General features: G+C 67.7%; 24 protein-coding genes and 1 riboswitch. Of the genes, 12 read left to right on the top strand and 12 right to left on the bottom strand.

Annotated elements, in window-relative coordinates; all coding sequences use genetic code 11:
* Positions 1-2 precede the first annotated feature (2 nt).
* Positions 3-1217 (bottom strand): O-succinylhomoserine sulfhydrylase, encoded by a 1215-nt coding sequence (locus tag KIT25_21105; GenBank protein ID UYN94500.1) that lies wholly within the window; start codon positions 1215-1217, stop codon positions 3-5.
* Between the two features lie 45 nt (positions 1218-1262).
* Positions 1263-1338: riboswitch (SAM riboswitch) on the bottom strand.
* A 35-nt stretch (positions 1339-1373) separates the two neighbouring features.
* On the bottom strand, positions 1374-3059 hold the full coding sequence (locus KIT25_21110) for a thiamine pyrophosphate-binding protein (protein ID UYN94501.1): 1686 nt from the start codon (positions 3057-3059) through the stop codon (positions 1374-1376).
* Between KIT25_21110 and KIT25_21115 the strand changes: the two genes are divergently transcribed.
* The 3 genes from KIT25_21115 (at position 3058) to KIT25_21125 (ending at position 5001) form a co-directional block, all read left to right on the top strand.
* Positions 3058-3279: a hypothetical protein gene (locus KIT25_21115; GenBank protein UYN94502.1), complete on the top strand. Its 222-nt coding sequence runs from the start codon at positions 3058-3060 to the stop codon at positions 3277-3279. The genes KIT25_21110 and KIT25_21115 overlap by 2 nt on opposite strands.
* Positions 3280-3538: 259 nt before the next feature.
* Positions 3539-4180, top strand: coding sequence for an RNA-binding protein (locus KIT25_21120; protein ID UYN94503.1), 642 nt, complete (start codon positions 3539-3541; stop codon positions 4178-4180).
* Positions 4181-4254: 74 nt separating this feature from the next.
* Positions 4255-5001: a DUF1194 domain-containing protein gene (locus tag KIT25_21125; GenBank protein UYN94504.1), complete on the top strand. Its 747-nt coding sequence runs from the start codon at positions 4255-4257 to the stop codon at positions 4999-5001.
* Here KIT25_21125 and KIT25_21130 read toward each other — a convergent pair.
* Positions 4955-6337 (bottom strand): hypothetical protein, encoded by a 1383-nt coding sequence (locus KIT25_21130; GenBank protein ID UYN94505.1) that lies wholly within the window; start codon positions 6335-6337, stop codon positions 4955-4957. The two genes, KIT25_21125 and KIT25_21130, sit on opposite strands and share 47 nt — an antisense overlap.
* 90 nt (positions 6338-6427) lie before the next feature.
* Between KIT25_21130 and KIT25_21135 the strand changes: the two genes are divergently transcribed.
* The 4 genes from KIT25_21135 to KIT25_21150 all read left to right on the top strand — a co-directional run bounded on the left by KIT25_21135 (position 6428) and on the right by KIT25_21150 (position 9160).
* A complete protein-coding gene (locus tag KIT25_21135) occupies positions 6428-7171 on the top strand; it encodes an aldolase (protein ID UYN94506.1) in 744 nt (247 codons plus the stop codon).
* 10 nt (positions 7172-7181) lie between these two features.
* A complete protein-coding gene (locus KIT25_21140) occupies positions 7182-7763 on the top strand; it encodes a hypothetical protein (GenBank protein ID UYN94507.1) in 582 nt (193 codons plus the stop codon).
* Positions 7764-7796: 33 nt separating this feature from the next.
* Positions 7797-8345 carry a carboxymuconolactone decarboxylase family protein gene (locus KIT25_21145; GenBank protein ID UYN94508.1) on the top strand — a complete coding sequence of 183 codons (549 nt, stop codon included), beginning with the start codon at positions 7797-7799 and terminating at the stop codon, positions 8343-8345.
* Between the two features lie 191 nt (positions 8346-8536).
* Positions 8537-9160, top strand: a complete 624-nt coding sequence (locus KIT25_21150; GenBank protein UYN94509.1) for a LysE family translocator — start codon at positions 8537-8539, stop codon at positions 9158-9160.
* Between the two features lie 3 nt (positions 9161-9163).
* On the opposite strand, the gene KIT25_21155 is transcribed toward KIT25_21150, so the two are convergent.
* Complete coding sequence (locus tag KIT25_21155) at positions 9164-9940, bottom strand: cyclase family protein (GenBank protein ID UYN94510.1); 777 nt, start codon at positions 9938-9940, stop codon at positions 9164-9166.
* Positions 9941-10044: 104 nt separating this feature from the next.
* Here KIT25_21155 and KIT25_21160 point away from each other — a divergent pair, with 104 nt between their 5' ends.
* Genes KIT25_21160 through KIT25_21170 form a run of 3 tightly spaced genes read left to right on the top strand, consistent with a single transcriptional unit; the run spans position 10045 to position 12948 of the window.
* Positions 10045-11124: a C4-dicarboxylate TRAP transporter substrate-binding protein gene (locus KIT25_21160; protein UYN94511.1), complete on the top strand. Its 1080-nt coding sequence runs from the start codon at positions 10045-10047 to the stop codon at positions 11122-11124.
* Positions 11125-11131: 7 nt separating this feature from the next.
* Positions 11132-11632: a TRAP transporter small permease subunit gene (locus KIT25_21165; GenBank protein UYN94512.1), complete on the top strand. Its 501-nt coding sequence runs from the start codon at positions 11132-11134 to the stop codon at positions 11630-11632.
* Entirely contained in the window at positions 11629-12948 is a 1320-nt protein-coding gene (locus tag KIT25_21170; GenBank protein UYN94513.1) for a TRAP transporter large permease subunit, read from the top strand. The genes KIT25_21165 and KIT25_21170 overlap by 4 nt, the downstream gene beginning before the upstream one ends.
* Positions 12949-12958: 10 nt before the next feature.
* Here the strand turns inward: KIT25_21170 and KIT25_21175 are convergent, their stop codons facing one another.
* On the bottom strand, positions 12959-13699 hold the full coding sequence (locus tag KIT25_21175) for an SGNH/GDSL hydrolase family protein (GenBank protein ID UYN94514.1): 741 nt from the start codon (positions 13697-13699) through the stop codon (positions 12959-12961).
* Complete coding sequence (locus tag KIT25_21180) at positions 13696-14853, bottom strand: OpgC domain-containing protein (GenBank protein UYN94515.1); 1158 nt, start codon at positions 14851-14853, stop codon at positions 13696-13698. Before KIT25_21180 ends, KIT25_21175 begins: the two co-directional genes overlap by 4 nt.
* Positions 14854-14913: 60 nt before the next feature.
* On the opposite strand from KIT25_21180, the gene KIT25_21185 reads away from it, so the two are divergent.
* Positions 14914-15627, top strand: a complete 714-nt coding sequence (locus KIT25_21185; protein ID UYN94516.1) for an alpha/beta fold hydrolase — start codon at positions 14914-14916, stop codon at positions 15625-15627.
* 161 nt (positions 15628-15788) lie between these two features.
* On the opposite strand, the gene KIT25_21190 is transcribed toward KIT25_21185, so the two are convergent.
* Both KIT25_21190 and KIT25_21195 read right to left on the bottom strand, forming a co-directional pair.
* On the bottom strand, positions 15789-17150 hold the full coding sequence (locus KIT25_21190; protein UYN94517.1) for a DUF3987 domain-containing protein: 1362 nt from the start codon (positions 17148-17150) through the stop codon (positions 15789-15791).
* Between the two features lie 102 nt (positions 17151-17252).
* Positions 17253-18461 (bottom strand): CoA transferase, encoded by a 1209-nt coding sequence (locus KIT25_21195; GenBank protein UYN94518.1) that lies wholly within the window; start codon positions 18459-18461, stop codon positions 17253-17255.
* Between the two features lie 66 nt (positions 18462-18527).
* Between KIT25_21195 and KIT25_21200 the strand changes: the two genes are divergently transcribed.
* The gene (locus KIT25_21200) at positions 18528-19511 is read left to right on the top strand and encodes a tripartite tricarboxylate transporter substrate binding protein (protein UYN94519.1); all 984 of its coding nucleotides are present in this window, start codon (positions 18528-18530) and stop codon (positions 19509-19511) included.
* 14 nt (positions 19512-19525) lie between these two features.
* Here the strand turns inward: KIT25_21200 and KIT25_21205 are convergent, their stop codons facing one another.
* The 4 genes from KIT25_21205 to KIT25_21220 are packed head-to-tail and all read right to left on the bottom strand — an operon-like array spanning position 19526 to position 22182.
* A complete protein-coding gene (locus tag KIT25_21205) occupies positions 19526-19975 on the bottom strand; it encodes a cytochrome c (protein ID UYN94520.1) in 450 nt (149 codons plus the stop codon).
* 13 nt (positions 19976-19988) lie between these two features.
* Positions 19989-20279: a copper-binding protein gene (locus tag KIT25_21210; GenBank protein ID UYN94521.1), complete on the bottom strand. Its 291-nt coding sequence runs from the start codon at positions 20277-20279 to the stop codon at positions 19989-19991.
* Positions 20280-20302: 23 nt separating this feature from the next.
* Positions 20303-20779: a cupredoxin family protein gene (locus KIT25_21215; protein ID UYN94522.1), complete on the bottom strand. Its 477-nt coding sequence runs from the start codon at positions 20777-20779 to the stop codon at positions 20303-20305.
* Between the two features lie 14 nt (positions 20780-20793).
* Positions 20794-22182 (bottom strand): copper oxidase, encoded by a 1389-nt coding sequence (locus tag KIT25_21220; protein UYN94523.1) that lies wholly within the window; start codon positions 22180-22182, stop codon positions 20794-20796.
* Between the last annotated feature and the right edge of the window lies 1 nt (position 22183).

Raw genomic sequence — 22183 nt, forward strand, 5'->3', positions numbered from 1 at the left:
AGTCAGCCCCCGAGCGCCTGGGCGAGATCGGCGACGACGTCCTCGACGTCCTCGAGTCCGACCGAGATGCGCACCGTGCCGTCGCCGATGCCGAGCTTGGCACGCTCTTCCGCCCCGATGCGCATGTGCGTGGTCGTCGCCGGGTGGGTGACCAGACTCTTGGCGTCGCCGAGATTGTTGGAGATGTCGACGAGCTGCAGGCGATTCAACATTTCGAAGGCCGCCCACTTGCCACCCTTGAGGTCGAACGTGACGACGCCGCCGAAATCCGACATCTGCCGCGCCGCCAGCGCGTGCTGCGGATGGTCCTTGCGGCCGGGATAGAGCACGCGACCGATCGCCGGATGGGCGGCGAGCGCGGCGGCCACCTTCGCGGCATTGGCGCAGTGACGATCGATGCGCAATCCGAGCGTCTCCATGCCCTTGACCAGCACCCAGGCGTTGAACGGGCTGAGCGAGGGGCCGGTGTTGCGGATGATCGGCTGCAGCTTGTCGACGATGAACTCGCGGCTGCCGAGGATGGCGCCGCCCAGGGTGCGCCCCTGGCCGTCGATGTATTTGGTCGCCGAGTGGACGACGATATCGGCGCCGAACTCCAGCGGCCGCTGCAGGATCGGCGTGGCGAAGGCGTTGTCGAGGACAACCTTGGCGCCCGCCTTGTGGGCGAGATCGCACACCGCCTTCACGTCGACGATGTCGAGCATGGGATTGCTGGGCGATTCGAACAGCACGGCCTGGGTCGGCTTGGACAGCGCCTTCTCCCACTGGGCGAGGTCGCCGCCGTCGACGAACTCGCCGCTGACGCCGTACTTCGGCAGCAGTTCGTTGACGATGTAGTGGCACGAACCGAAGAGTTGGCGTGCGGCGACGACGCGGTCGCCCGCCTTGAGCAGCGCCAGCAGCGCGAAGAACACGGCCGACATGCCGGTCGAGGTGGCACGGCAGGCCTCGGCCCCCTCGAGCGCGGCCAGCCGGTTCTCGAACATGCCGACCGTCGGATTGCCGAAGCGCGAATACTGGTAGTGCGTGCTCTCGCCCTTGAAGGTCGCCTCGGCCTCCTCGGCGCTGTTGTAGGCGTAGCCCGAGGTCAGGAAGAGCGCCTCCGACGTCTCGTCGAAGTTGCTGCGCACCTGGCCGCCGCGCACCGCCCGGGTCTGCGGCCGCCACTTGCTGGCGTCGGCCGCCGGCTTCTTCTTGCTCGCGATGGTCCCATCCATGTCGCTCTCCACAACGAAAAACCCCCGACCGGAAGGGCGGGGGCTTTTTCGAGCGCTCCGACCTTTTAGCGAGGTTTAACGTGGCCGCAAGCCGGTCGGCTCAAATTCCACGGTGTGCGGCCTCTATATCGCCAGAGGCCGCCCGCCGCAAGGCCCCTAATGCTGCCTAGCCAGCGCCTGCTCGCGCAGCTTGCTGAGCGTGATGCGCGAGGTCAGCGCCTCCGGATCGGTCTTCATGTGGATGATCGCCGGTCGGGCCGACGCCACCGCCCGCTCGAAGGCGGCGGCGAAATCCTCCGTCCGCTCGACCGTCTCGCCGTGCCCACCGAAGGCGCGGGCATAGGCGGCGAAATCGGGATTGCGCAGTTCGGTGCCGTGCACGCGGGTCGGATAGTCGCGTTCCTGATGCATGCGGATGGTGCCGTACATGCCGTTGTCGACGACGACGATCACGACGTTGGCGCCGTGCTGGACGGCGGTGGCGAACTCCTGGCCGTTCATCAGGAAGCAGCCGTCGCCGGCGAACGAGACGACCATGCGGTCGGGCGCCGCGATCTTGGCCGCCACCGCCGCCGGCACGCCATAGCCCATGGCGCCGCTGGTCGGCGCGAGCTGGGTCTTGAAGCCTTTGTACTGGAAGAAGCGGTGCAGGAAGGCGGCATAGTTCCCGGCGCCATTGGTGACGATGGCGTCGTCGGGCAGCCTCTTGTTCAGCCAGGCGATCACTTCGGTGACGTTGACAGCGCCGGGCTGCTGGTTGGGTTCGATGTTCTCCAGGTAGTCGGCGCGGGCACCTTCGACGTTGGCCTTCCAGCGCGAGCCGTCGACCGGCTTCATCGCCCTGGCCGCGGCAGCGAAGTTGGCCATGCCAGCATTGATCGGCAGGGCTGCCTGATAGACGCGGCCGAGTTCCTCGGCGCTGGCATGCACATGCACGAGTTTCTGCTTCGGCACCGGCAGGTCGAACAGCGCATAGCCTCCCGTCGTCGCCTCGCCGAGACGTGGGCCGATGGCCAGGATGACATCGCTTTCCTTCAGGCGCTTGCCGAGCGGTGGATTTACCCCGATGCCGAGGTCGCCCACGAAATTGGGATGGCGGTTGTCGAGCAGATCCTGGTTGCGGAACGCGCTGGTGACCGGAAGGTTGTTGGCCTCGACGAACGCCTTGATGTCGGCACAGGCTTCCGCTGTCCAGCCACCGCCGCCGAGGATGACCATCGGCTGCCTGGCCTGTTCGAGCATCGAGCGCAGCGTCGTCATATCGGCCGCAGAGGGCGCGCCGCGCGCGATCTTGTAGGGGCCGGCATCCGCGACCTCGACCTCGTCGGTCAGCATGTCCTCCGGCAGGGCAAGCACGACGGGTCCGGGGCGGCCGTTCAGCGCGCGGTGGAAGGCCTGGCTCACCAATTCGGGAATGCGGCGCGCGTCCTCGATCTGGGCGACCCACTTGGCCATTTGCCCAAACATCCTGCGGTAATCGATCTCCTGGAAGGCCTCGCGCTCGGACTGCTCGCGCGCCACCTGGCCGACCAACAGGATCATCGGCGTCGAATCCTGGAAGCCGGTATGCAATCCGATACTGGCATTGGTCGCACCGGGCCCTCGGGTGACGAAGCAGATGCCCGGCTTGCCGGTGAGTTTGCCGTAGGCTTCCGCCATGTTCGCCGCGCCGCCTTCCTGGCGGCAAATGACGTAGCGGATCGAGTTGCGCTGGGCGTAGAGCGCATCGAGCGCCGCCAGATAGCTTTCTCCCGGCACGCCGAAGATCGTGTCGGCTCCGTGGATGCGAAGCTGGTCGATCAGGACCTGCGCACCGCTGCGGCGTGGAAGTGTCGTTGTCATGGCGTTCCCTTACTTCGTGGGTGAGTCGTTGGTTGGCATCAATATCTTGTTGCTCGAGCGCTTCCCAATATTCTCGGCGTTTCTGCAATTAAGTGTGGCGGATCACGCGGCGCGCGAGGCGCGTGGTGACGACGCCGGAGACTGCGCTCGTGCGCCCACCTGCCTTGCGCACGCACGGACGATCGACATCGCGCTCTCGTGCTCCTTTGCCGTTCTGTGACGTGGCTGGAACGATGTTAGCGCTTCGCTCGGGCGGTGTGGACTCACGGCCCGAAACAGCGCATAAGTGCGGCATAGCGACACTGCCCGAAGAGCATCGTCAGGAGTCTTCGGCATAGGTTGCGGAGCGCGATACCCGGTCAACGTCTTCCCCGTGAACTTCTTGGTCGTCTGTCAATGTCAACGAACGCTCGGACGTCAACGGTCCAGCAAGCGGTCGCCGGACTCCGCTCAACCCATCCTCCAGCCCAGAGCCTTGAATGAGTCGTAAATTGTTTGTGGGCAATCTGCCCTATTCGGTCACGTCCGAGCGTCTGCAAGAAGCCTTCTCCCAGTTCGGCAACGTTACCTCTTCGAAAGTGATCGTGGATCGCGAGACAGGCCGCAGCCGCGGCTTCGCGTTCCTCGAGATGGAAACCGATGACCAGGGCGCCGCGGCGATGCAGGCCATGAACGGCGCGTTGCTCGATGGCCGATCGATCGCCGTCCGTGAAGCCGTCGAGCGCCAGCCCGGCGGTGGGGGCGGCGGTGGCTTCGGCGGTGGCGGCGGTGGCGGCGGCTTCCGCCCGCGTGGCCCGCGTCCGCCCTATGGTGGAGGTGGCGGTGGCGGCGGTTACGGCGGCGGTGGCGGTGGCTACCGTGGCGGTGGTGGCGGTGGCTACGGCGGCGGCGGCGGCGGCGGCTACCGTGGCGCCGGTGGTGGCGGCGCCGGTGCCGGTGACGGCGGGCCGATGCGCGACCGACGGGCCGACTTCTCGGGCGGCGGTGGCGGTGGCGCCGGCGGCTTTGAAGGCGGCGGCGGCGGCGATGCCGGCCGACCGCAGCGGCGGCGCGACGCCGCGCCGGCGCGACGCGACCGTGACTACGAGCCACGCAAGCGCGGCTTCGACGACGACCAATAGATCGTCGCACCGAGAACGACATCAACGCCGGGGCAATCCCCGGCGTTTTTGTTTGCCGGCCCACGTGCGGTGATATGCTCGCGCACCACGAGGAGGGCCGGATGAGACGACGCGACGCGCTGGCGGGCTCGTTGGCCGTGCTGGCAAGCACGCCCGCGGTCCGCGCCGACACGCCGGTCGACCTGCAACTCGTGCTCGCCGTCGATGTCTCCCGATCGATCGACGAGGTCGAGGCGGAACTGCAGCGGCGCGGCTACATCGACGCGCTGACCGATCCGCGGATCGTCGAGGCGGTGATGTCGGGCGAGCACAAGCGTGTCGCGATCTGCTACACCGAGTGGGCGGGCAGCCACTACCAGGCCGTCGTCGTCGACTGGACCGTCATCGACGGCCCGGAGGCGGCGCGACGCTTCGCCGACCGGCTCACCGAGGCACCCCGCACCGCGCAGAGCTGGACCGCCGTGGGCGCTGCGCTCATCCATGCCGGCAGCCGTTTCGAGCGCTCGGGCTTCGCGTCGCGGCGGCGCGTCATCGACATATCGGGCGACGGCCGCACCAACGACGGGCCGCCGGCGGAATTGATCCGCGATCGACTGGTGGCACAAGGGATCGTCGTCAACGGCCTGCCGGTGATGATGAACCGCAGCAACTTCGGGCGCCCACCCGATCTCACCCTCGATCAGTACTACGAGGACAACGTCATCGGCGGACCCGGCTCGTTCCTGGTGGTGGCGCGGGATTTCGCCGACTTCAGCCGCGCCGTGCGCAACAAGCTCATCCGCGAGATCTCGCAGCTCTCGCCACCGACATCACCTGCCTGAGACGCGCAAAGGGCGCAGGATCGCGCACGAGCTGGACCGGCATGCCGAGATGGCCGACCGGATAGCGAAAAAGATTCTCCTGCGGCAGCTTCCACCGCCCCACGACACCGAGGCCGTCGGCGAAGGGCAGCCAGCGGTCGGCGCTTCCCAGCGCCGAGACGATACGCGATGCAGGCAACGCCGGCGCATCGGTCGGATCGAGCAGGCTCGCCAGCGCCTGAAGATCGCTGGCGGACCATCCGCCCGCCCGCAAGGCGCGGTCGAGACCGAGCGCCGCCGACAGGGCGCCGCCGAAGGCGACGTTCTCGATGCGGCCCGAATGGCTGATCAGCAGTGCCGCATCGGGCCGCGCCTCCGGCGGCCACAGATGACAGTGGCTCGCCGCTTGCTGGGCGACGAACGACGTCATCGAGATGCCGGCGAGCGCCACCTTGCCACCGAACCGTTCGCGGCACCACGCGATCAACATCGCCGCCTCCGTCGTCTGCCCGGCGATCAGGTCGATGGTGCCGAGCGGTGCGGTGGCGATGAACGGCTCGCCGCCGTAGCGGTCGGCCTCCGCGCGCAGCCCATGGAACGGCGAGACGACGCTCACCACGCGCCAACCGAGCTCCGCCAGCCGCCGGTCGGGATCGATGCCGCCGGACATCAGGTCGAGTTCCAGGCCGAAGCCGCTGCCGAACACCACGGTCGGCGCTCGCGAGGCGTCACCGACCGGCTCGACGATCCGCGCATAGAGCGTCCGACTGGCCGGCCATCGGTTGAGCCGAGCCGCCGGTGTCGGCGCCCGCAACCAGCGCTGGCGTAGTCCGCCGAGATCGAAGAGTGGCGACACCTGAACCGTGCGCGTATCGAAGGTCACCGCGTGGAACCTGTCTGGATCGCACGTCGCCACCGCGAGCGTATCGCGCATCGCGTCGGGAGATGGAATCTGCCAACGTGCCAGCGGCGGGCGCGCCACCCGCAGTTGCCCGACGAAGTTCGCGCGCGCCGCCAGATGGCGGGTCGCCGTCCGGCGGCGCTGATGCTCCAGCGATGCGATGTCACCGTCGCCGCCGAACAGCCCCTCCTCCCACGCGGCGCGCGCGGCAACAGCGCGACCGCGCGCCTCGTCGGTGCGCGCGAGGGCGCGCACGAGGCGCTCGGCCGACCACAGGTGCGGCAGCGGTTCGCCGATCTCCCGCATGAAGCGGACCGTATCGCTGCCGGCGGCGTTGGCGGCGGCCCACAGCCGCGACAACGGGAAATACCACCGCTTCAGTCCCATCAGTGCCGCACTGTCGAGCCAAGGTCTCGCCAGCAGCGCCCCCATCGGCGATCGGAACAGACGGTCCATCAGGCGAGACCGGCGATTTCGCTTGGCCGGCAAGGGGCCTTGGCCGCATCATCGCCCGCCGCCATGTCATACCTGCCGGGAGCTACCGCGATGTTGGCCAACGATCCTGTCACCCAAGCGCGCCTCGACCTGACGACGGCGCTGAGGGCGGCCTCGCGCCACGGCCTGAACGAGGGCGTGTGCAACCACTTCAGCATGGTGGTGCCGGGCCGCGAGGATCTGTTCCTGGTCAATCCGCAGGGGCTACACTGGTCGGAGATCACGCCCTCCGATCTGGTGATGGCGGACGGCGACGGCAACGTCATCGAGGGCAAGTATCCGGTCGAGGCGACGGCCTTCTACATCCACGCCCGCATCCACGCCGGCAACACGAAGGCCGCGGTGGTGCTGCACACCCACATGCCCTATGCAACGGCGTTGACCTCGATCCGCGACGGCCGGCTCGAGATGTGCACGCAGAACGCCTTCCGCTACTGGAACCGCATCGCCTACGACGAGGAATATGGCGGTGTCGCGCTCAGCAACGACGAAGGCGAGCGGATGTGCCGCGCCATGGGCGACAAGGACATCCTGTTTCTGCGCAACCACGGCGTGATCGTGAGCGGCCCGACCGTCGCCCAGGCCTACGATGATCTTTACTATCTTGAACGTGCCGCCATGGTGCAGGTGCTGGCGATGCAGACCGGCCGCCCGTTGCACAACATCGCCGATTCGTTGGCCGACCACACCGCGAAGCAGATCGCCGGCGAGGCACAGCAGGCCTTCCTGCACTTCGAATCGCTGAAGCGCATGCTGGATCGCGACGAGCCGGGCTGGCGCAAGCTCGCCGCCTGAAGGAGACAACATGCGTATCGTCGCCTCCCTGCTTGCCCTGGCCGCCGTCGCCGCGGTCGCGCCTGCTTTGGCGCAGCAGGGTCCCAAGGTCGGGGAGCTCGAGATCAAGGCCTATCAGCCGATCCCCAAGACCAAGGTCGCCGTCCAGCTCACGTCGGACACCCACCTGTCCCGCGAACTGCGCCGCGAGGTGATGATCCGTCTCGCGCGCCGCGGCAACGAGGTCGGATTCAGCGGCGGCAACGTCATGCGCATGGACGTGACCTATTTCGATCTCGGTCCACAGATGGGCGGCAGCGGGCCGACCATGATCCCGCGCGGCCCCCAGTACGACGGCCCGGGCGCCAATCCGCGGCCCGACCTGCCCGGCATCCGCCTCGAGCGCCGCGATTCACTCGCCCCTGCGACCGGTCCGACCTTGCGCATCACCCTCACGCTCTACGCCGTCGACACCGGCAAGGTGCTGTGGGTCGCTACCGCCTCCTGCTATACCCAGGCCAATCTCGCGATGCAGGCCGGCGTCGCCATGCTCGACAACATCTTCGGTAACGCCGACAAGAACCGCGTCGGCGATGCGGGCTGCCCTCTCTAACCCTTCAAGACAACTGAATCGGAGGAATGCCCAATGCCGCGCCTGGCCCCGCTCGACCTCGCCAAACTGACGCCCGAACAGAAAAAGGTGGCGGACTCCATCGTGTCCGGCCCGCGCGGCGGCCTGCGCGGTCCGTTCGAGCCGTGGCTGCGCAGTCCGGTGCTCGCCGACCGTGCCCAGAAGCTCGGCGAGTACTGCCGCTTCCACAATTCGCTGCCCAGGGATCTCAGCGAGCTGGCGATCTGCCTAATCGGCCGACACTTCAAGGCGCAGTTCGAGTTCTACGCCCATGCCCGCCTGGCCCGCGAAGCCGGCCTGTCGGCCGACATCGTCGAGGCGATCCGCACCCGCAAGTCGCCGCCCTTCACGCGCGAGGTCGAGAAGGTCGTCTACGACTTCGTCACCGAGTACCTCGACACCAACCGGGTTGCCGCGCCGAACTACAAGCGGGCCATCGACGCCTTCGGCGAGCAGGGCGTGGTCGATCTGGTCGGCGTGTGCGGCTACTACATGCTGGTGTCGATGACGCTCAACGTCTTCGAGATGCCGCTGCCGCCGGGCGAACCCGAACCCTTGGCATAGCGGCCGCCGCACCGTCCTCCTCCCCATCGCGAACGCGATGGGGAGGTGTCGCCGTCATACGGCGACGGAGGGGTCATAGGCTGCAGTTGGCGCCCATGACCCCTCCGGCCCTTCGGGCCACCTCCCCAGCTTGGCTGCGCTACGCTGGGGAGGAGATTTTTCAGGCATCATGGCCTTTGGATTGGCGATAGATGACCTTTCTCCTCTTTCTGGCGGCGGCATCGGTCATTGCCCTGTCGCCCGGTCCCGGCATTCTCTACGTCGCCGCCCGCACCTTGGCGGACGGCAGGCAGGTCGGGCTCGCCTCGAGCTTCGGCACCGGCGTCGGCGGGCTGGTCCATGTCGCCGCCGGCGCGATCGGCGTTTCGGCGCTGGTCATGGCGAGTGCCGAGGCCTTCACTCTCCTCAAGATCGCGGGCGCGCTGTACCTCGTCTGGCTCGGCATCAAGACGGCCCGCCAGGCGCGTCGCGACATCGCCGTGGCGAGGACCGGCGCAAGCCCGCGCCAGGCCTTTCGTGAAGGTGTCGTCGTCGAGGCGCTCAACCCCAAGACGGCCGCCTTCTTTCTCGCCTTCCTGCCGCAGTTCGTCGATCCGGCAAGCGGTTCGGTATGGCTGCAATTCCTGCTGCTCGGCCTGATCTCGGTGACGCTGAACACGGCGGTCGACGTGGTGGTCGCCTTCGTGGCCGCCCGGGCACGGGCGGTCGCGCTGACACGACCGACGCTGCTTTCCCGGTTGCGGCAAGGTGCCGGCGGCTTGATCGCGAGCCTCGGCCTGTTGCTCCTCTTCGCGCGCCGGCCGGCCAGCGTCTGAGCTCTACTCCTCGAAGATCGCGACCGCGCGGGTCCAGCCGGCGGAGGCGCCGCGGATCTTGTGGGGGAAGCAGGCGATGGTGAAGCCGTCGCCCGGCAACGCCTCGAGATTGTGCAGCTTCTCGAGATGGCAGTAGCCGATGTGGCGGCCGGCCTTGTGACCTTCCCAGATGATCGACGGGTCGTGGTCCTTGGCCCACTTCTGGGCGGTGAAATAGAACGGCGCGTCCCAGCTCCAGGCGTCGGTGCCGGTCAGCCGGATGCCCTTTTCCAGCAGGTACATGGTGGCGTCGTAGCCCATGCCGCAGCCCGAGTTGACGTAGTCGTTGTTGCCGTAGCGCGAGCCGGCGCGGGTATTCACGACGACGATCTCGAGCGGCTTCAACTCGTGGCCAATGCGCCCGAGCTCGGCCTCGACCTCGGCGGCGGTGATGACATGACCGTCGGGCTTGTCGCGAAAGTCGAGCTTCACGCCGGGCTGGAAGCACCATTCGAGCGGCACCTCGTCGATGGTGATGGCGCGCTCGCCCTTGTTCATCGTCGGATGGAAGTGATAGGGCGCGTCGAGATGCGTGCCGTTGTGGGTCGACAGGTTGACGTTCTCGACCGCCCATCCCTGGCCGTCCGGCAGATCCTCCTTCTTGAGGCCCGGGAAGAAGCCCGCGATCTGGCCTGCCGTATCCTCGTGCTTGTGATACTGGATCTTCGGCCCGAACGGCACGGGATCGGAGATCACGTCGTTCTCCAGGTAGATCGACAGGTCGACGAAGCGGCGGGGCATGAACGTCTCCAGATTCGCGAACGACGCAACCCTGCCGCCCGCGCCGCCGGTCGTCAAACCCCCGCCGTCGTACTAGGATCGCGCCAAGAAACGGGAGGGAACGCATGTCGCTTCGTCGCAGAACCATGCTGGGGCGCGTCGCCGCCGCCGGCCTCGTTGTCGGCGCCCCGGGCGTCGCGCGTGCCCAGAGCACGGTCAAGCTCACCGCGATCGCCGGCCATCCGCCGGTCTTCCTGTGGGTCAAGCTGATGGAGGAGTTCTTCATCCCGGAGGTCGACAAGCGGCTGGCCGACGGCAACACCGGCGTGAAGATCGAATGGACCAGGGCGTGGGGCGGCACACTCGCCAAGCTCGGCACCGAGATCGAGGCGATCCGCGACGGCATCGGCGACATCGGCTTCATCAGCACGGTGTTCCAGGCGGCCCACATGCCGCTGCAGAACGTCTCCTACATGACGCCGTTCGGGGCGCCCGACATCGCCACCGTGACCGCGGTGGTCGAGAAGCTGCAGGCCGGCATACCCAGCATGGAGCAGGCCTATGCCCGCAACAAGCTGCGCTTCCTCGGCGGCTCGGCGCTCGACGACTACCACATCTTCACCACCTTTCCGGTGAAGTCGATCGACGACCTCAAGGGCCGAAAGATCATGGCGCCCGGTCCATCGGCCAACTGGATCAACGGCACCGGCGCGGTCGCCGTCGCCTCGTCGCTGCCGGAGTACTACAACAACATCAAGACCGGCGTGGCCGACGGCGTGCTGACCTTCGTCACCGGCGCGGTGCCGATCAAGCTGCAGGAGGTGGCGCCGCACCTTACATTGGCGAGCTTCGGTGCGATGTTCGCCGGTGCGCTGGTCATCAACAGCACGCGCTTCGGCCGCCTGCCGCCGGCAGCGCAGAAAGTGTTCGCGGAGGTCGGCGCCGAGTACACCAGGCGCTTCGCCGCGGAGCAGACGACACGGGCCGTGAGCGGCCTCAAGGCAATGGAGGGCGCCGGGCTCAAGGTCGCCGAGCTGGCGCCGGCCGAACGGCTGCGCTGGGCCAAGGCGCTGCCCAACGTGGCGCAGAAGTGGGCGGCCGATCTCGACGCCAAGGGCCAGCCCGGCAAGGCGGTGCTCAAGGGCTACATGGACGGGCTGAAGGCGGCGGGCGTGAAGGTGCCGCGGGACTGGTCGGTCGAGTAGCCGCTCCTTGTCGCCCTGGGCGCGCTTCACCGGGCTGCTGAGCGCCGTCGGCACGGTCTGGATCTTCGGCCTGATGGCGCTCAGCGTCGCCGACGTCGTCGGCCGCGATCTGTTCCATGCTCCGGTGCGCGGCACGACCGAGCTGCTGGGCCTCAGCATCGTCGGCATCGTCTGGTTGCAGCTCGCCCACTCCATCGCGTCGGGACGGTTGACGCGCTCCGAGGCGCTGATCGACATGGTGCGGATGCGCCGACCGCGGCTCGCCGCCGCCATGGACGCAACCTACATGCTGATCGGCGCGGCACTGCTCGCGACCATCGCCTGGGTCTGCGCCGGCTCGCTCGGCGAGGCCGTCGAGATCGGCGACTACGTCGGCGCGATCGGCGACTTCACCTTCCCGACCTGGCCGGTGCGGGCACTCATGCTGCTGGGCGCGGCGGCCGGCGCGCTGCAGTGCCTGTTGCTCGCCGTCGGCCACGCGCGCCACGCGCTGTGGCCCGCGCCGTGACTGCCCTCGCCGTCGGCAGCCTGTCGCTGCTCGTCCTGCTGCTCGCCGTGTGGGCGGGCATGCCGGTGGCGCTGGCGCTGGCCGGAATCTCGCTGGTCGGCGTCTGGCTGATTCGCGGCGACTTCGAGATCGCCGCGACCCTGCTCGGCAACGGCGCCTGGGATGCCATCCAGTCGCACCTGTTCGGCGTCGTGCCGCTGTTCGTCCTGATGGGCCTGCTGGTCGGCGTGGCCGATGTCGGGCGCGACGCCTTCGTCGTCGCCAACCAGGCGCTGCGCCGCGTGCGCGGCGGCCTCGGCATGGCCACGGTGGCGGCCAATACGGTGTTCGCCGCCATCACCGGCATTTCCATCGCCTCGGCCGCCGTGTTCACCAAGGTGGCGGTGCCCGAGATGCTGCGCTTCGGCTACGCGCCGCGCTTTGCCGTCGGTGTCGTCGCCGGCTCGTCGGTGCTCGGCATGCTGATCCCGCCCAGCCTGCTGATGATCCTCTACGCCTTCCTCGCCGAGCAGTCGGTCGGCGCCATGTTCATCGCCGGCATCCTGCCCGGCCTGCTGCTCGCCTCGATCTATGCGCTGGGCATCCTCGGCGCGGCCCATCTGCGGCCCGACCTGGTCTATGCCGAGGGACGGCCGCAGCCGGCCGCCGCCGGCGAGCCGCTGATGAGCGGCCTCGAGCTTGGGCGTCGGATCTTCCCGATCGTGCTGCTGATCGGGCTGGTGATCGGCGGCATCTATGCCGGCTGGTTCACACCGACCGAGGCGGGCGCCATCGGCGCGGCGATCGCGCTGGTGCTCGCCGTCGTGCGCCGCAAGCTCGATGCCAAGGGCCTGTGGCAGCTGCTGGTCGAGACCGGCCATGTCACGGTGTCGATCTCCTTCCTGATCATCGCCGCCAGCATCTACACCCGCCTGCTCGCCATGTCCGGCCTGCCGCAGTCGCTGGTCCAGCTCATGCAGGACGCCCAGCTCGGCTACACGGCGTTCCTGCTCGCCTACGTCGCGATCATCCTGCTGCTCGGCACCATCATCGACTCGGGCTCGATCATGTTGATCGTCTGCCCTCTCACCATCCCGATCGCCAATGCCTTCGGCGTCGATCTGGTGTGGTGGGGCGTGGTCACCGTGCTGGCGGTCGAGATCGGCCTGCTGACGCCGCCCTTCGGCATCTCGGTCTACGTCGTCAAGAGCACGCTCGACGATCCGCGCGTCGGGCTGGGCGACATCTTCCGCGGCGCCCTGCCCTTCGCCATCGCCATGCTGGCGGTGCTCGGCCTGCTGATCGCCTTCCCGATCCTGACGCAAGCCCTGCAGTAGCCGTGGCCGCTCAGGGCGGGGTGAGCGACCGCAGGATGGCCTGCGTCAGCAGCAAGCCGATGCATTTCTGCCCGAAGTCGTTCAGATGCAGCCCGTCGAGCTGCACGAACTGGGCGTAGGGCATGCCGTCCTCGTACCAGGCACGCATGATGTCGTAGCGGCGGAACAGGCCGGCGCCGTGCTCGCGCGCGGCCTCTGCCATGATCCTCTCGTAGGCTTCCTTGTCCTGCACCGCCACCACCGCCGGCACATATTGCAGGTTCATCAGCACGAAGTCGGCGCCCAGCGAGCGACCGACACTCAGCCCGTTGCGCAGCCACTTCCCGAAGGCGTCGAGCGGCATGTGGCGCACGGCGGCATTGGTGCCGGTCTGCCAGATCACCAGCGACGGCAGGTTGCCCTCCATCTCGGCGCGCATGCGCGCGGCCATCTCCTGCACGTCCTGCCCGCCGATGCCGCGATTGACGACCTCGATCTCGACGTCGGGCAGCGCCTTGTCGAGGCCGATGCGCAGCTGCATGGGATAGGCGTGGCGCGGATTGGAGACGCCGTAGCCCGCGGTCGAGGACGAGCCGAGGGCGAGGATACGCAGCTTCTTGCGCTCGGCCATCGCCTTGCGCGCGACCGTGAGCGGCGCGCCGAGGTCGAGCAGCTCCGGCCGGGCGCGGCAGTCGCCCATGGGCTGTGCCGGTGCGGCGCCGGGCGCGAGCAACGTCAGTGCCGTGACCAGGGCGAGGATGCGGCGCATCACGCTGCCGCCTGCGCCATGGCCGGCACGCGCCCGCCGCCCGGCGAATCTCCGCCCTTGAACCAGGCCGCCACATAGGCCGCGACACACATGATGGCGATGCCCGCCACGCTGACCAGGACCTGCGACAGCAATGACCCCTCGAATTGTCCGACGATCACCTGTCCCGACAGTGCGAGGAAGGTGCCGAGGCAGAATATAAGCAGCGAATGCTCGCCGCATCTGCGAAGTGGCTCGAGCGCGCGCCATTTCAGGAACGCCGCCTGAGCCGGCACGGCGAGCCGTACCACCCAGGCCAGCGCCAGGAAGTGGAACAGGCGCAGGACGTCGATGTTGGTCTTGTCGATCGGATAGAGGATGCGGCCCAGCCAGTCCGGTACCAGCTTGCCGAGCGCATTGAACTGCCAGGACAGGGCGACGAATGCGGCAAGAGCAAGATAGAGGACCGCCAGCACCGTGATCGGCACCCGCCAGCGGTCGAGCCAGGCCAGTCGCGGCACCAGCACCGCGCAGGCGGCGCCGACATGGAACACGACCTGCCAGGCCAGCGGATTGAAATACCAGACCTTGTTGTCGGGATAGGCCGGCAGGTTGAAGCCGAACCGCAGGGTCGCGGCATAGAGCAACAGGGACAGGACGATCGCCGTCCACGGCCGGTGCACCACCAGCGGCAGCACGAAGGGAAAGGCCGCGAGCAGCACGATGTAGAGCGGCAGCACGTCGAGATTGACCGGCCGGAACTTGAGCAGCGCCGCCTGGAGGATCGCCTCGTAGGGGTTCTCGCCCAGCCCCATGAGCTGCATCTCCTCGATCAGCGAGGGCATGTCGCGCGCCACCGACGCCCAGGCGATCTGCGCCGAGAAGGCGACGAACAGCAGGATGTGCGCGACATAGAGCTGCCACACCCGGCGATAGATGCGCGCCGCCGCCCGCACCCAGCCCTCGCGCTCCATCATGCGCGCATAGGCGATCACCGCCGTGTAGCCCGAGATGTAGACGAAGATCTCGGTGGCATCGCTGAAGCCGTAGTTGCGCACGGTCAGCCAACTCGCGACGTTCTGCGGGATGTGGTCGAGGAAGATGAACCACAGCGCCAGACCCCGGAACAGGTCGAGGCGGATGTCGCGGCCCGGGCGAAGGACGGACGAGACGGCCATGGTCCGCCTATTGATATCCCAGTCGAGGCGGCTGGGCTACGGTGGCGGAGGAGGAGACGAATGACCAAGACCCCCCTGCTGCTGGTGCCCGGCGTGCTTTGTTCGCCGCGCCTCTACGCCGCCCAGCTCGCGGCGTTGAAGGACATCGCCGAGATCGTCGTGCCCGACTGGCGCAAGGCGCCGCTGTCGATCTGGGACAGTTGGGAGACGGCGGCCCGCTGGGTGCTCGGCCAGGCGCCGGCCGACAAATTCGCGCTCGCCGGGCTGTCGCTCGGCGGCATGATGGCCGTCGAGATCATGCAGATCGCGCCCGAGCGCGTGACGCGGCTGGCGCTGCTCGACACGGGGATGAGAAGCCAGAACGACGCCGAGAAGGCGGTGCGCCGCGCCCGCATCAGGCTGGCCGACGAGGGCCATTTCGAGCTGGTGCTGGGCCTGCAGATGTCGCGCTTCCTCCCGGCCTACCGCCTGCCCGACAAGACGCTGGTCGACGAGGTCATGGCGATGTGCGGCGAGATCGGCAAGGAGATCTACAAGCGCCAGGAAGCGCTCGCCGCCATCCGGGTCGACCGACGCCCCGACCTGCCCCGGATCGCGTGCCCGACCGTCGTCGTCTGCGGCCGCGACGATGCCGCCACGCCGCTCTTCATGTCGGAGGAGATGGCGGCCGCGATCAAGGGCAGCGAGCTGATCGTGGTCGAGCAGTGCGGCCACCTCGTCACCATGGAGAAACCCGAGGAGACGAATGCCATCCTGAGGCGCTGGCTTGCCTAGATGTGGAGTCGCAACAGGTTGTCCTCGGTTAGGCCGAGTTTGCTGATGGGAGGTTTACCGCCGACGGCGGCCTAGGCGCCACAGGCTTGGTCGTGAGGATACCCATCGAACACCTCGCGAAACAAAAAACGCCCTGCCAAAAATGCCAAAAATGCCAAAAATCATCGCAAGGCTGGATTTATGGCCCAGCGTTCGCTAGGGCGCCCTCTGCGCGCTTTGTCCGGACCTGGTATGGCCCGCAATGCGCCGGCCGACTCGAGTTGTGCAAGCACATCGTCGACGCCCTCCAGATCCACGGCCTGACCAAGCGCGTGGCGACGAACCTCGCGGCGTGACACGCAGTCCTTGCGCTGTCGTCGCAGCCATCGCGCCGCGCGCCGGGCGAGACGATCGGTTTCCGTCGTGCCCGCCGCGCCGAACACGGCGCGCGCATGCGGCAGCAGGTAGTCGGACCACAGCGAATGGGCGGCGTCGACGTCCTCGGCCCGAACCGCGGGGTCGGATTCAGCGCCGGCCCGGCTCGCCCAGTGCATCATCCGCAGCACACCCGCCAGGCGCGCGATGGAGGACGGCCCCTTGCCGAGCCAGGCGGCTTCGGCGCCATCGGCATCGTGCCGCAGCGCCCGCACGGCCGGCAGCAGCGCGTCGAGCCGCGCCACGGCATCCGGGACAAAAGGCAACGTCCTGGGGGTGCTGCCATGCACGGAGAAGGTCATCAGGCGCATCATCATGGCGTTGAAGGCGACGTGATCGAACGACGACGGGCCGGCGACCAGCGGCGCATGGCCGGGCGGCTCGGGCCAGGCGTAAAGGAAGCGCGCGACGAGAGGCTCGGTGCTCTCACGCACGATATCGGTCAGCCGCTCCTGGTCCAGCGCGCCGCAGATTCCGACCGCGAAGCGCTCGACACGGGTGGGCCAGATCTGACGTGCTGGATGGACCGTCACGTCGCCCGCGCCCCAGGCCCCGATCCAGGCCGGCCGCCACTCGTCCGAGGCGGCGGCGAGGATCCAGTTCGCGAGTTCTTCCCGCCAGAGCGATACGCCGCGCCGGCTCGTCTCGAGTTCGCGCGTCACGTACTTGGCCGTCGTGTCGCCCAAGGTCGAGACGCGCAGGTCGAGGCCGGCCTGATCCTCGGTCCGACGGGCCCCCACCACGGTACTCGCCAGTTCGACGGCGAGGCGTCCCTTCGCGAGCGCCCGCGTCCGTCCACTCGACGGCCCGCCGACCAGCGCGGGCCACAGGATGAGCGGCTCGCGCCACGTCCCCGCGACATGCATGCGCACGCTGTTTCCCAGCATCGAAGCGGCGGCGCCGAGCAGCGCCAGGGCAAAGTATTCGGGCGGCAGAGAGGAAGGCGCTTCCTCCTCGACCCAGGCCCGCCACGGTGTCGGCAGGAGGGACAGGGGAAAGGGCGGCACCGCGGGCCGTCCGCGGCCCAGCAGGCCCTGATCGAGCTCGGGCCATTCGGCGGCGGGGGCTTCGGCGGCGGCGGGAACGGCGGTTGGCTCGTCGAGCGGCATGGATGGCTCCTCGGGTTGAAGGAGCCGCACCATAGCGTCGTATGTGAAGTATGTATAGTATTTTATTCGTTCAATTCGTACAAATCGATGTCCATGCCAGGACTACCCGACGACCTTCTTCTCCCGGAGCTTCGCCAGCTCGGAGTCGCCCAGTCCGGCGACGTCGCGCAGCACCGCGTCGGTGTGCTCGCCGAGCGCCGGCGGCGGGCGGGTGTCGTCGACCGGCGTGTCGGAGAAACGGTAGTTCGAACCGATGATCGGCACGTCGCCGACCTTCGAGTGCCGGTAGGTCTTGAGCATGCCGCGGCGCTTGACCTCGGGATTGTCGAGCGCCTCCTTCATGGTGCGGATCGGACCGGCCGGCAGATGGCGCAGCTTCTCCGCCCAGTTCTCCTTGGTGTCGGTCTTGAGCACGTCCTCCATCAGCTTGGTCAGCTCGGCGCGGTGGGCGACGCGCTGCTGGATGGTGGAGTAGCGCGGATCGGTCGCCCATTCGGGATGGCCGAGCGCCTTGCAGGTATCGACGAACAGCTTCTGGTTGGCGACCGCCATGTAGATCTTGCCGTTCTTCGTGTCGAACGAGGCGTTGGGCACCGAGGCGAAATGGGCATTGCCGGCGCGCCTGGGCTGCTCGCCGCCGATCAGGTAATAGGCGCCCATGTTGCCGAGGCAGGCGAGCGCGGTGTCGAACAGGGCGAGGTCGATGTACTGGCCCCTGCCGGTGTCGTGGCGGGCATAGAGCGCGGCGTTGATCGCTGCCACCGAATGGATGCCGGTCATGGTGTCGACGATGGCGATGGCGTGGCGCAGGCCCTCGCCGTCCGCCTCGCCGTTGACACTCATCATGCCCGATTCGCCCTGCAGCACGGGATCGTAGCCCGGCCGGTCGGCCAGCGGCCCGACCTGGCCGTAGGCCGAGATCGAAAGATAGATCAGCCGGGGGAATTTCTTCTGCAGGCTGGCATGGTCGAGGCCGTATTTCTTCAGAACGCCCGGCCGGAAGTTCTCGAGCAGCACGTCGGCCTTCTCGAGCAGCTTCAGCACGACCGCCTGACCGTCCGGCTTGGTGAAGTCGAGCGCCACGCTCTTCTTGCCCCGGTTGTAGGTCATGAAGAAGTGGCTCTCGCCGTTCGGGCCGCCGGCGCGCGGCCCGGCGCCCTTGCGCGTGTCGTCGCCGCCGTCGGGATTCTCGATCTTGATCACCTCGGCGCCCATGTCGGACAGGATCTGGGAGCAGAGCGGACCGGCGATGACGCGGGTGAAATCGACGACCCTGACGCCTTGGAGCGGCGGACGACCTGACTGTGGCATGGAATGCAAGGTAGGGCTGCGTGCGGTGCGCTGTCCATGCGCCCGCTTTGGAATAGACTTTCGCGCATGACCACGTTTCGCATGCCGCTCTCTCGCCGTGCGCTTCTTGCGGCACCCGCGCTTCTGGCGCTGCCGGCCACTCCCGTCCTCGCCCAGGCCTGGCCCGCCAAGCCGGTCCGCATCGTCGTGCCCTTCGCACCGGGCGGCTCGGGCGACATCACCTCGCGCATGGTCGGCAAGTACATCGAGGACAAGACCGGCCAGACCTTCGTGATCGAGAACAAGCCGGGCGCCAACGGCATCGTCGGCACGCTGGCGGTGAAGAACGCGGCGCCGGACGGCTACACGCTGCTGCTCGCCACCACCTCGACCAACGCCGCCAACGTCCACATGTACAAGAACCCGGGCTACGACCCGGAGAAGGACTTCCAGGTGGTCGGCATCATCGGCTCGAGCGGCGCCTTCCTGGTGGTGCCGGCGGAGAGCCGCTTCAAGTCGCTCGCCGACCTGCTGGCCCACGCCAGGGCCAACCCGGGCAAGCTCAACGCCGCCTACTTCAATGCGAGCTCGCAGGTGCCGGCGGCGGTGCTGGCGGCGCGCGCCGGCGTCGACTGGCAGGCGGTCGGCTACAAGGCGATCGGCAATGCCTGGAACGACCTCCATGCCGGCACCATCGACTTCATGTTCGTGGACCTGACGGCGTCGCGCGGCCAGATCGTGCAGGGCAAGGCGCGGCCGCTCGCCATCACCTTGCCCGAGCGCAGCCCGCTCTATCCCGACGTGCCGACACTCGCCGAGAGCTTCCCGGGCATGACGACCACCGGCTTCCTCGCCATCGCCGTGCCGAAGGCGGTGCCCGACGACATCAAGCAGAAGCTCAACGCGCTGATCGTCGAGGCCACGCATTCGCCCGACATCCACAAGCGGCTGACCCAGGAGTTCGCGCTGACGCCGCGTCGTTCCGATCTCGCGCAATGCGCCGCGCAGGATCGCGAGGAACGCGCCAAGTGGGCCGACTACGTCAGGATCGCCAGGATCGAACCGCAGTGACCGCGGGCGCCACGCTAGTGCGTGGCGCGCTGCTGGCGGCTCAGGATATCCGCCGGCCAGGTGCTCTTGATATAGGCGATGACGGCCGCGATCTCGCGGTCGCTCAGCCGCTCGGCGTAGGCCGGCATGTCGGTGACGTAGCCGGCCGGATAGGCGGCGGGGCCGCGCTTGGTGATGTCGAACAGGACGCGATCGCTGTGATGCCAGGTATGGCCCGACACGTCGTGCGGCGGCGCCGGCATGCGGCCGTTGGCCAGGCGGACACGCCAGTCGGGCTGCCCCTCCAGATTGACGCCATGGCACGATGCGCATTCGCGGGCGTAAACCTGCTTGCCCAGCGCGACAGCCCTGCCATCGCGCGGATCCATCGTCGCGGCCGCCTCGCGGTCTGAACCAAAGTACCAGACCGCGGCCGCCACGCCGACCGCGGCCACGGGGACGACAAGCCAAATGGGTTTCGCCATCGCTCCCGTCCCGCTAGCCGCCCTTGCCAAGCCTGGTCACGGTGATGGCGCCGTTCACGCGGTCGGCCTCGAACTCGATCTTGTCGCCCGGCTTCATCCTGTCGAGCATCGCCGGGTCGGCGACGCGGAACACCATGGTCATGCTGTCCATGTCGAGCTTCCTGATGGGGCCGTGCTTGATCGTGACCTTGCCGGCCGCCTTGTCGACCTTGGTGACTTCACCCTTCACCATGTCGCCCTGGGCGAATGCCGGTGCGGCGAACAGCGCGACCGCGGCGAGGGCGGCCAGAATTCTCCTCAGCATGTCAGTCTCCTTTCCGATTGGTCTCATTCAACGGTGATCACGCCGAACATGCCGGCCGGACGGTGGCCGGGAATCATGCACGAGAAGTCGAACGTTCCCGCCCTGGTGAAATGCCAGAGGATCTCGCCCGACTGCCTGGGCTTCAGCCGCCTGGCGTTGGGATCGTCGTGCTCCATGTCGGGGTTCTTCTCCATCTCCTTCATGTGCTTGAGGTTCTCTTCGACCGTGCCGACGACGAACTCGTGGTCGATCTCGCCGTTGTTCCTCAGCAGGAAGCGAACCTGCTCGCCCTTCCTGATGCGGATCCTGTCGGGGATGAAAAGCATCTTGCCGTCCTTCTCCAGCATCACGACCTGCACCACGCGCGCCGGCTTCCTCGGATCGCCAGGCTTGCCGAATTCGGTCTCCTCGTGGCCGGTATGGCCGTAGCCGAGGCCGGCAAGGCCGATCGTCAGGCCGGTGGCCACGCCAGCCGCGGCCAGGATTTTCCTTGGAGCCATCATTCGCCTCTCGATCAATGCTTGTGCTGCCCGGTGGGCTTCACGACGTTCATCTTCGTACCGTTGGGTTTCTGCGCGTCCGCAGGCGTCGGCGCGCGTGTCGCCGCGGGTGCTGCGCCCTTGAGCTCGTAGGCCACCGTACCGGGTGGATGCTTGTACCAGCCCGGGTCCTTGTAGTCGTTAGCAGCCAGACCCTCGCGCACCTTCAGCACCGTGAACATGCCGCCCATCTCGACCGCACCGAACTGGGCGAAGCCGGTCATCATGGGCAGCGTGTTGTCGGGCAGCGGCATCTCCATCTCGCCCATGTCGGCCATGCCGGCCTGGCCCATCGCCATGTAGTCCGGCACCATCCGCTTCATCTGTCTGGCGAACTGACGCTTGTCGACGCCGATGAAGGTGCGCAGATCGTGGCCCATGGCGTTCATCGTGTGATGCGACTTGTGGCAATGAAGCGCCCAGTCGCCGGGATAGACGGCGTCGAATTCATAGGCGCGCATGGCCCCCACCGGGATGTCGATCGTCACCTCGGGCCAGCGCGCCTCGGGCCGTACCCAGCCGCCGTCGGTGCATGTCACCTCGAAGTCGTAGCCGTGCATGTGGATCGGGTGATTGGTCATGGTGAGATTGCCGACCCGCACGCGGACGCGGTCGCCCTGGCGCACGACGAGATGGTCGATGCCCGGGAACACGCGGCTGTTGAAGGTCCACATGTTGAAGTTCAGCATCTCGGCGACCTTGGGCACGTAGTTGCCCGGATCGATGTCGTAGGCGGCGAGCAGGAAGACGAAGTCGCGGTCGACGCGGTGCAGCCTGGGATCGCGCGGATGGACGACGAAGAAGCCCATCATGCCCATCGCCATCTGCACCATTTCGTCGGCGTGCGGGTGGTACATGAAGGTGCCGCTCTTCCTGAGCTCGAACTCGTAGACGAAGGTCTGGCCCGGCTTGATGTGCGGCTGGGTGAGGCCGCCGACGCCATCCATGCCACAGGGCAGGAGCTGGCCGTGCCAGTGGATGGTGGTGTGCTCGGGCAGGCGGTTGGTGACGAAGATTCGCACCTTGTCGCCCTCGACCGCCTCGATGGTCGGGCCCGGGCTCTGGCCGTTGTAGCCCCACAGCCGGGCGATCATGCCGGGCGCCAGTTCACGCTCGACCGGCTCGGCAACGAGATGGAACTCCTTCCAGTCGCCGTTCTGACGCCATGGCAGGGTCCATCCGTTCAACGTCACCACCGGCTGATAGTCCGGCCCGCTGGTCGGATGGAGCGGTGGCTGCATGGTGTTCGTGGTCGTGGTCGGTGCCTCGGGAATCGACTGCGCCTGGACGCGGCCCGATACGGCGGCGGCGCCGAGCAGGGCGAGGCCGGAAGCTCCGACAAGATTGCGTCTGGAGAGGGACATG

Origin of the sequence: Enhydrobacter sp. (assembly GCA_025808875.1) — a bacterium.
Classification (GTDB): Bacteria; Pseudomonadota; Alphaproteobacteria; order Reyranellales; family Reyranellaceae; genus Reyranella.

Coding starts and splice junctions, on each gene's coding strand:
- KIT25_21105 (UYN94500.1), bottom strand. CDS start 1,217: ATGGATGGGACCATCGCGAGCAAGAAGAAGCCGGCGGCCGACGCCAGC.
- KIT25_21115 (UYN94502.1), top strand. CDS start 3,058: ATGGCGTTCCCTTACTTCGTGGGTGAGTCGTTGGTTGGCATCAATATC.
- KIT25_21110 (UYN94501.1), bottom strand. CDS start 3,059: ATGACAACGACACTTCCACGCCGCAGCGGTGCGCAGGTCCTGATCGAC.
- KIT25_21120 (UYN94503.1), top strand. CDS start 3,539: ATGAGTCGTAAATTGTTTGTGGGCAATCTGCCCTATTCGGTCACGTCC.
- KIT25_21125 (UYN94504.1), top strand. CDS start 4,255: ATGCTCGCGCACCACGAGGAGGGCCGGATGAGACGACGCGACGCGCTG.
- KIT25_21130 (UYN94505.1), bottom strand. CDS start 6,337: ATGGACCGTCTGTTCCGATCGCCGATGGGGGCGCTGCTGGCGAGACCT.
- KIT25_21135 (UYN94506.1), top strand. CDS start 6,428: ATGTTGGCCAACGATCCTGTCACCCAAGCGCGCCTCGACCTGACGACG.
- KIT25_21140 (UYN94507.1), top strand. CDS start 7,182: ATGCGTATCGTCGCCTCCCTGCTTGCCCTGGCCGCCGTCGCCGCGGTC.
- KIT25_21145 (UYN94508.1), top strand. CDS start 7,797: ATGCCGCGCCTGGCCCCGCTCGACCTCGCCAAACTGACGCCCGAACAG.
- KIT25_21150 (UYN94509.1), top strand. CDS start 8,537: ATGACCTTTCTCCTCTTTCTGGCGGCGGCATCGGTCATTGCCCTGTCG.
- KIT25_21155 (UYN94510.1), bottom strand. CDS start 9,940: ATGCCCCGCCGCTTCGTCGACCTGTCGATCTACCTGGAGAACGACGTG.
- KIT25_21160 (UYN94511.1), top strand. CDS start 10,045: ATGTCGCTTCGTCGCAGAACCATGCTGGGGCGCGTCGCCGCCGCCGGC.
- KIT25_21180 (UYN94515.1), bottom strand. CDS start 14,853: ATGGCCGTCTCGTCCGTCCTTCGCCCGGGCCGCGACATCCGCCTCGAC.
- KIT25_21185 (UYN94516.1), top strand. CDS start 14,914: ATGACCAAGACCCCCCTGCTGCTGGTGCCCGGCGTGCTTTGTTCGCCG.
- KIT25_21190 (UYN94517.1), bottom strand. CDS start 17,150: ATGCCGCTCGACGAGCCAACCGCCGTTCCCGCCGCCGCCGAAGCCCCC.
- KIT25_21195 (UYN94518.1), bottom strand. CDS start 18,461: ATGCCACAGTCAGGTCGTCCGCCGCTCCAAGGCGTCAGGGTCGTCGAT.
- KIT25_21200 (UYN94519.1), top strand. CDS start 18,528: ATGACCACGTTTCGCATGCCGCTCTCTCGCCGTGCGCTTCTTGCGGCA.
- KIT25_21205 (UYN94520.1), bottom strand. CDS start 19,975: ATGGCGAAACCCATTTGGCTTGTCGTCCCCGTGGCCGCGGTCGGCGTG.
- KIT25_21210 (UYN94521.1), bottom strand. CDS start 20,279: ATGCTGAGGAGAATTCTGGCCGCCCTCGCCGCGGTCGCGCTGTTCGCC.
- KIT25_21215 (UYN94522.1), bottom strand. CDS start 20,779: ATGGCTCCAAGGAAAATCCTGGCCGCGGCTGGCGTGGCCACCGGCCTG.
- KIT25_21220 (UYN94523.1), bottom strand. CDS start 22,182: ATGTCCCTCTCCAGACGCAATCTTGTCGGAGCTTCCGGCCTCGCCCTG.